General features: G+C 38.1%; 5 protein-coding genes. 3 read left to right on the top strand and 2 right to left on the bottom strand.

Annotated features, from left to right (window positions below; translation table 11 throughout):
• The coding region (locus FTV38_RS16155) for an ISNCY family transposase (RefSeq protein WP_180022982.1) at nt 1–1,019 on the top strand (1,019 nt) is incomplete at its 5' end.
• Nucleotides 1,020–1,121: 102 nt separating this feature from the next.
• Here FTV38_RS16155 and FTV38_RS16150 read toward each other — a convergent pair.
• Together FTV38_RS16150 and FTV38_RS16145 are read right to left on the bottom strand one after the other, a co-directional pair.
• On the bottom strand, nt 1,122–2,198 hold the full coding sequence (locus FTV38_RS16150) for a hypothetical protein (protein ID WP_225531288.1): 1,077 nt from the start codon (nt 2,196–2,198) through the stop codon (nt 1,122–1,124).
• Nucleotides 2,199–4,047: 1,849 nt separating this feature from the next.
• The gene (locus FTV38_RS16145) at nt 4,048–4,251 is read right to left on the bottom strand and encodes a hypothetical protein (RefSeq protein ID WP_004968112.1); all 204 of its coding nucleotides are present in this window, start codon (nt 4,249–4,251) and stop codon (nt 4,048–4,050) included.
• Between the two features lie 609 nt (nt 4,252–4,860).
• On the opposite strand from FTV38_RS16145, the gene FTV38_RS16140 reads away from it, so the two are divergent.
• A complete protein-coding gene (locus tag FTV38_RS16140) occupies nt 4,861–5,868 on the top strand; it encodes a replication initiation protein (RefSeq protein ID WP_004967300.1) in 1,008 nt (335 codons plus the stop codon).
• Between the two features lie 105 nt (nt 5,869–5,973).
• A complete protein-coding gene (locus tag FTV38_RS16135) occupies nt 5,974–6,540 on the top strand; it encodes a plasmid replication DNA-binding protein (RefSeq protein ID WP_225531289.1) in 567 nt (188 codons plus the stop codon).
• Nucleotides 6,541–6,674: the final 134 nt, after the last annotated feature.

Genomic DNA, 6,674 nt, shown 5'->3' with positions numbered 1-6,674 from the left:
AAACACTACGTTCCTGGATGATTGCAGCTAATTTATGGATTCCTCGCTCCAAACGCCTGAAACGCCCGTATCAGCCTCGTTATAACCGGGACTGTTATGGTGAACTGATCCAAATTGATGGCTCACACCATGACTGGTTTGAAGGACGCGCTGCTAAATGCTGTCTGCTGGTATTTATCGATGATGCCACAGGCAAATTGCAGCATTTACGCTTCTGTGAATCAGAATCAGCCTTTGACTATATGATTTCGACACGCCTGTATGTCGAACAGCACGGTAAGCCTTTAGCGTTTTACAGCGACAAACATTCAGTCTTTAGGGTGAATCAAAGCAGTAAGAAAGACACCAAGATTACCCAGTTTGGACGCGTGCTCAGTACCCTCAATATCGATATCATCTTCGCTAATTCACCACAGGCCAAAGGCCGTGTAGAACGAGCCAATAGAACGCTTCAGGACCGTCTGATCAAAGAAATGCGCCTGGAAGGCATCTGTTCGATTGAACAAGCGAATGCCTGGCTACCCTGCTTCATTGAGCAATTCAATCAGAAGTTTGCCAAGATGGCCTTTAATCCCAAGGATCTACACCGGACTGTCACTGAAACAGCCGAAGAATTAGATGATATTTTTACCTGGCGTGAACCCCGCAGAGTCACGAACAGCCTGACCATTACTTATGATAAATGCGTATATCTCCTGGAAAACACGGAAGAAAACCAAAGATTGATTGGCAAGTATCTTGAGTTCCTTGAATACCCGGATGGTACAGTTGCAATTGAATATCAGGGTAGAAAAATCAATTACAGCATCTTCGACAAATTAAGCCAGCTGAACCAGCGAGAGATTGTTGAGAATAAACGTTTGGGTTCTGTATTGGCCCATATTCAACAACAGCATGAAGAATTAGAACAGCAAAACAAACGGAATCGTTCTCAAGCTATGCCACGTAGACGTGCACAGAAAACAGCAATTCAAAAACGAAATCTGAATCCTGTGCTTGACTTGGAAATGTCGGTATAGGACATTTCTATTTGGTTTTAAGGTAGGACATTTCTACTTAGGAATAACATTGCATGTTAGAACCTATTCAAAGTCCGTATTTAATAGCTTCTCTTAGCGGATTTACTCATTTTCAAGCACTTGTAAGTAAAGCTCATCCGCTTTTTGAGCAATGGCTTTGCCATTCTCACGCATTTCTAATTCTTTAGCTACATAGGCTTGAATCGGTATGTTGTAATAGCCACCACCATAGTAGTCTTTAATGAGTTTCAAAGGCACTTCCACACCATATTCATCAAAAAGATTACGTCTGTAATTATATTCATGGATCGTATCCGCATAGGTCGGCAATCGGGGTAGATAGGTCAAGTGTGGTGTAGCAATTTCCATCTGCATCCATGTTTTCTGCTTCTTAGACCTGTACTTTAAAAAACGCTGTGCAAAATGGATAATCTGCCCTGCTTGGGAACGGCTTGCTTTGAAAACAGACCATGTTTCAACCATCAGGAATAGATTTTTAATGTCGGCTCGGTTCTTCTCTGCTAGAGAACTATTTTTTTGACTAGCCAATTTATTAATAGAATCAGTAAATTTAGTTTTAATTTTTTCAATACTTTGCTTTGTATATCGCCAAGTCCACGTATAAGCCCTTACTCTGTCTTTGTAGTCTTTTTCATCACCCAAGATGAGCTGTTTATAAGTCTTATGCGTATCTCTAAAAAGCTCCATAGTCACCAGGGCAGTAGGTTTGACAGCAATTGGATTTTTTAAGACAAATTGTTTTGGCTCATTATCTTTGAAGTAGTCTGCAATCAAGGTCTTTTCTGCTGAGATCGAATCAAGATCCCACTTAAAGCCTTTGTACTTCTCTTTAAGAGTCTGAATCTTCAAACGCTCCGACTCTTTGGCAAGTTTATTAATCTCAATACCGTTGAAAGTATTGAAATCTCTACTTGTAGGCGTAGTGAATAAGCAATACAGAAACCATTTATTTTCATTAAAGACATCTCTTTGCACGATCATCGTGCAAATAGGATGACCCTTTTCTAGGCGGTAAGAACGCTGTCTTGGTGAAATACCCAACTCATAACGCTCTGTCATCTTATCCAAAACGGATTCAATGGATTTCTTAGAACTGTCGTACTCAAAGCTGAAATAAAAATATGCGCCATTGGCAACATGGTCAGCGAGCCGTTGCATTGTAAATTTTGTGTGTGGACTAAAAATTATCATCCAAAATATTTCCAATCATTGTTATCAAGGGTTAATTCACAAAATACGCTGTTTTTTGATCAAAAACTAGCATTGTAATCGAGTAAAAGGATTTTTGGTTTTTAGCTGTTTTTTGCTTTTTCCATAGCGAAGCTATGGTGAACTTGCGAAGCAAGTTTTAAGGACTTCTAGACGGTGTTTGTAAGAGGGTAATAAGTAGTTCCATGCGAACGCACCTAGACAGCATATTTTTTGTGCATTATGATTTTCTCATCAGTTGTGAAGTGTGTCTGACCAACGCACCTAAAAGACCTAACCGTTTTTTAGTGTGCCGTTAGGCACACTAAAAATTTTGATTTTCAACAGCTCACAGTGGAAAGGTTGACAGCCTGAAAACTGCTTGACGAAGCGGACTGCTGCGGAAACGTAGCTCGGTACGCTTTGATGAGGGCTGATGAGGGGTGGCTTTTGCCTACCCTCAAATTCTACTCAATCCACTTCATTGTTGGTTCTTGAAGTTGGGCGACAAGGAAACGGAATCACCGAAAGGTGGCGAATGGGTTAAACCCCATTCTAGGCTGAAAGGGCTGAAATCCTGCTTTTGAAGAAATAGTGAGTGAAATCCATAGATGGAGAGTAGCGTTAATAACTACCGTTCTTCGCTGAATCTTTATGGTTTGGCGAGGTGCGTGGCACACACGATGGCTTCTGCGGTATTCGAGAGGGTACAGGCGATCAAGGTGAAAGCTGGCGAGAGTGGCACTTTTGGGTCAGGTGGTGAATTTGTCGTGATGACATTCCATTTTGGCTCGAAAGGTCGATGTATAGCTTAAACGTGTTAAAGGTGGGGAGAGATCCTCATCGACTGTGCTAAGTAAGTGTTCTACCCATGATGATATTTTTTAAGCTGCGGAATCGGTATTTTGGAACTGCGTACCGAAAAGCAAGGAAAAGGTTTAGAAAATTAGTGGATGGGCGTACTGCTTGTTAAGACTTCAAAAGATAACTTGGGACGCACTTTTATGTCATTAGGTTTTGTCACCTAAGTATTTGAATAACTTATTTTAAGTTATCGGCATAGATGTGTTGGAGCGATCTTTAGTAGCGCATATAAGGTAAGTTGTTTTTGCCGAAGTTGTACCGTTAAACGTCTGAATAGTTTGCTCGTCTTTTGTGAAATAGATAGGGATCTATAATCACAGGAGATTTATTAATCGGATTGGAATATTCATTAAGTAAGTGAATGAATAGGACGTTTCTTTAGAGCAGGCTTAAATAGTTTCTTTGAAAGTATTTAAGCTCTCTAAAGTTGGGAAAAGACCATAGCTACCGTTGTCAGAAATGGCTTGTTAAGGGAATCGTGGTTTTGCGAAAGAGTGATGTTGAGGCTACAGGGGACTGTAGTTGAGTGTGTTACTTCTTGCATGGTAAAAGTGCTTGAAGGCTGTGAATTTAATGTCACAGGGAAATCAAAAAGGTTAAATGGGGATTGGTCTCCCCTGCTGTTCGAGTTGGTCGCTCGGACTAAACTAAACTTCTGAAGACATAGTTTTTCGAGGTTGTTATCCACCATAGGATAAATATTTTCTGATTTTATGAATAAAATTAGCGTTTTAAAGTTTGGTGTTGGTTGGTTGGCAATCGGCACTTCGACAAAATTTTACGGTGCATACGTTATAAGCATTTTTTAGACCCCCTCGGATATTCTTGCCAACAGAATATCGAAACGAGGTGGGTTGTCTAAATGCTCACCATTTGCGTTTTAAGGCACTTTAAACTAAAACCTATAGGTAGAATAGGAATGACCAATAAAACGCCAAATACAGCAAACCATGCGCTATAAATCCACATCTCTTGGTGTATCTTGCTCTCGATCTGTCATAAAATCTTCTAACCCTGTTGGGTCATCATGGTTTTTAAAGAACTCCTCCCAAGTTACTTCACAAAAGACACCATCTTCATTGGCTCTAAACCATCGTGGTTTGTTGAAGTTCTTCATCGAGAGAGAAACCAAATCTTCATCTTTTTTATCTTTGCTCATCTCAGATCCTCTTTAGCGAGTGTCTACGAGCGACACAACGAAAATTTGCGCCTAGACTCCCTGAAAAACTGCTTTTTAAAATATTTGCTTCAACAAATTGAAAGTAGATCACATGCTGATCTTTGCACCTAGACCGAGCGAAGCGAGCATAAAAAACTTATGAGCGAAGCGAATTCCGAGTTGCTTTTGCCTTTTCTTAAAGTAACAAGAATATTAACTAAAAATTGCCCCACGAATCGAGCGAAAGCGAGATTCAATAGAGTTTGAGCGTAGCGAAAACCAAGGGCAATTTTTCATTTATTTTTTCATTTACTAATTTTAAAAGCTTTATTAAAAGCTTTTAATAGCTTTTAAAAAGCTTTTAAAAAGCTTTACGGCCAGTCTCAATGTATTGCTATATCAGTGTTTCAGACACTAAAGTGGGGGCGAAATGTTAGGTTTTTGACTTTAAGTGGGGGCGAAATGTTAGGTTTTTGACTTTAAGTGGGGGCGAAATGTTAGGTTAGTGGGGGCGAAATGTTAGGTGGTAATCAAGATATGCTTGACTTAATAAGTGGGGGTAAGTAGCATTGAAAATACCACCACATAATAGAAGAATAGTGATTTTAGATGGCTGTATCATTAAAGAAAATTAAAAATTTTGAGGAACATGACAAATCTCTTTTTCCTCTTTCAGCACCTGCCAAACGTTATCCAAAAGACTATGCTGTCTTTCAAAATATTTTCTGGCAATTGAAGCATGAGAAATCACCAAAAGACGATATTCTAAAATTGCTATTCTTTTTTAGCCCTAAAGTTCGGCTAGCATCAGATCCCAATGAAACAACAGAATTCACTGTAACAGCTAAAGAATATGCTGAATTGACGGGCTTAAAGCCAAGCAGTGCTTATGTAGCCTTAAACCGAGTAGTAGATGCTCTCTACGACCACAGTGTAGTTTTTTATCATCCTGGAAAAGATCGAGATATTCGAACAAGACTCATTAGTACATGCTCATACAAGGATGGATGTTTTTATATTTCTTTCACGCATTTTGCCCTATACATTATGTATGTTTTTAATAAACAAAATTCGTATACAAAATTTAAAGTTAAATCGGCTGTTGCCTTACATGGTCACGGTTTAAAACTTTACCCATTCTTGGTACAAAATGAATTTCGGTCTAATTTCGATGTATCCATCAAAGAATTAAAAAGTGCTTTAGGTCTAGCAGAAAATTCATACCCAGAATATAGAGATTTCAAAAGTACTATTCTTAAACCCCACATTGATGACATTAACTCTAAAACAGAACTTACTATTGAGTTTAAAGCAGTCAAGAAAGAAGGACGCAAAGCTAGTCATGTTAATTTTATAGTTAGAAAAAAGAAAACTATTGGAGCTAATCAACAAAGTGAAACTGGTAGTAACCAAGAGCAAAATAAAATAACTGCAAAAATGGTTTATTTAACGATAATTCAAAGTGAAGAATTGAGCTTGAGATTCAAAGAATCTGGTGAGACTACAGACGAATTAGTAGAAAGAATAAAAATTGATTTTAAAAATAACGAAGGTAATAGATGGATTGAAAAACTAGCAGAATTCAATATCGACTTTACTATTGAACAAAAAGTTTGAAAAATTGCTGCTATACCTAGAAAAGTACGATTTAATTCAAAATAAGATATATGTTCAGCTAAGATGTTCAGATGAACATGCTTAAACACGCGCTGAGGGATTACATTGAACAAAACAAAATTTAGCATAATGGACGCAAGTAAAGCTTTTAAAAAATCAAGAACAACAATCTATGAATCTATAAAAAGTGGTGAATTATCAAGAGATCATGATGGACTTATAGACTTATCGGAACTTATCAGAGTTTATGGCAATCCAGTCAGTGTTCAGTCCAGTACACGTACTGAACAAGTCCAGAAGGATGTACAGGTACACGTTCAGTCTGAAATTGAAAATGTATTAAAAGATCAAATTTCTTTACTCAAAAATCAGTTAGATTTAGCAAATCAAAGAGAAAAGTCTTTGATGCAACATATTGAAGATCTCACTCATAGAATTGAGTTTAAAGGCACGTTAGAACAGCCAAAACAAGAAAATACTAGTAAGCTAAATGAATCTACTAATCTAAATATAGCAACAGATCCTCGGCCAGAGATTGAGTCGAACTATGACGCATTGACTACTTTTGGGGAAGACAACAAGCGTATACCTATTCCTGAACACGTTGAACCGGAACCTAAAAAAAGGGGATTATTGGGCCGTTTAGCTCGGGCAGTTTTTACAGATGAGTAAGGTTTTATTGTTATTTTTAGCTAAACAAAAGTGTGGAACATTGCTTACTTATTAAGCGTGGAACGTGAAAAATCATAAAAAAAGCCCGGACAGGGATGTTCGGGCTATAAACTAGAAACTACAGCATTGATTTC

Origin of the sequence: Acinetobacter sp. YH16044 (assembly GCF_013417145.1) — a bacterium.
Taxonomy (GTDB): Bacteria; Pseudomonadota; Gammaproteobacteria; order Pseudomonadales; family Moraxellaceae; genus Acinetobacter; species Acinetobacter amyesii.
This window is presented reverse-complemented; position numbering and strand designations above follow the sequence as displayed.

Bases quoted from the DNA above. Each gene is read 5' to 3' on its own strand.
- FTV38_RS16150 (WP_225531288.1), bottom strand. From the start codon at position 2,198: ATGCAACGGCTCGCTGACCATGTTGCCAATGGCGCATATTTTTATTTC.
- FTV38_RS16145 (WP_004968112.1), bottom strand. From the start codon at position 4,251: ATGAGCAAAGATAAAAAAGATGAAGATTTGGTTTCTCTCTCGATGAAG.
- FTV38_RS16140 (WP_004967300.1), top strand. From the start codon at position 4,861: ATGGCTGTATCATTAAAGAAAATTAAAAATTTTGAGGAACATGACAAA.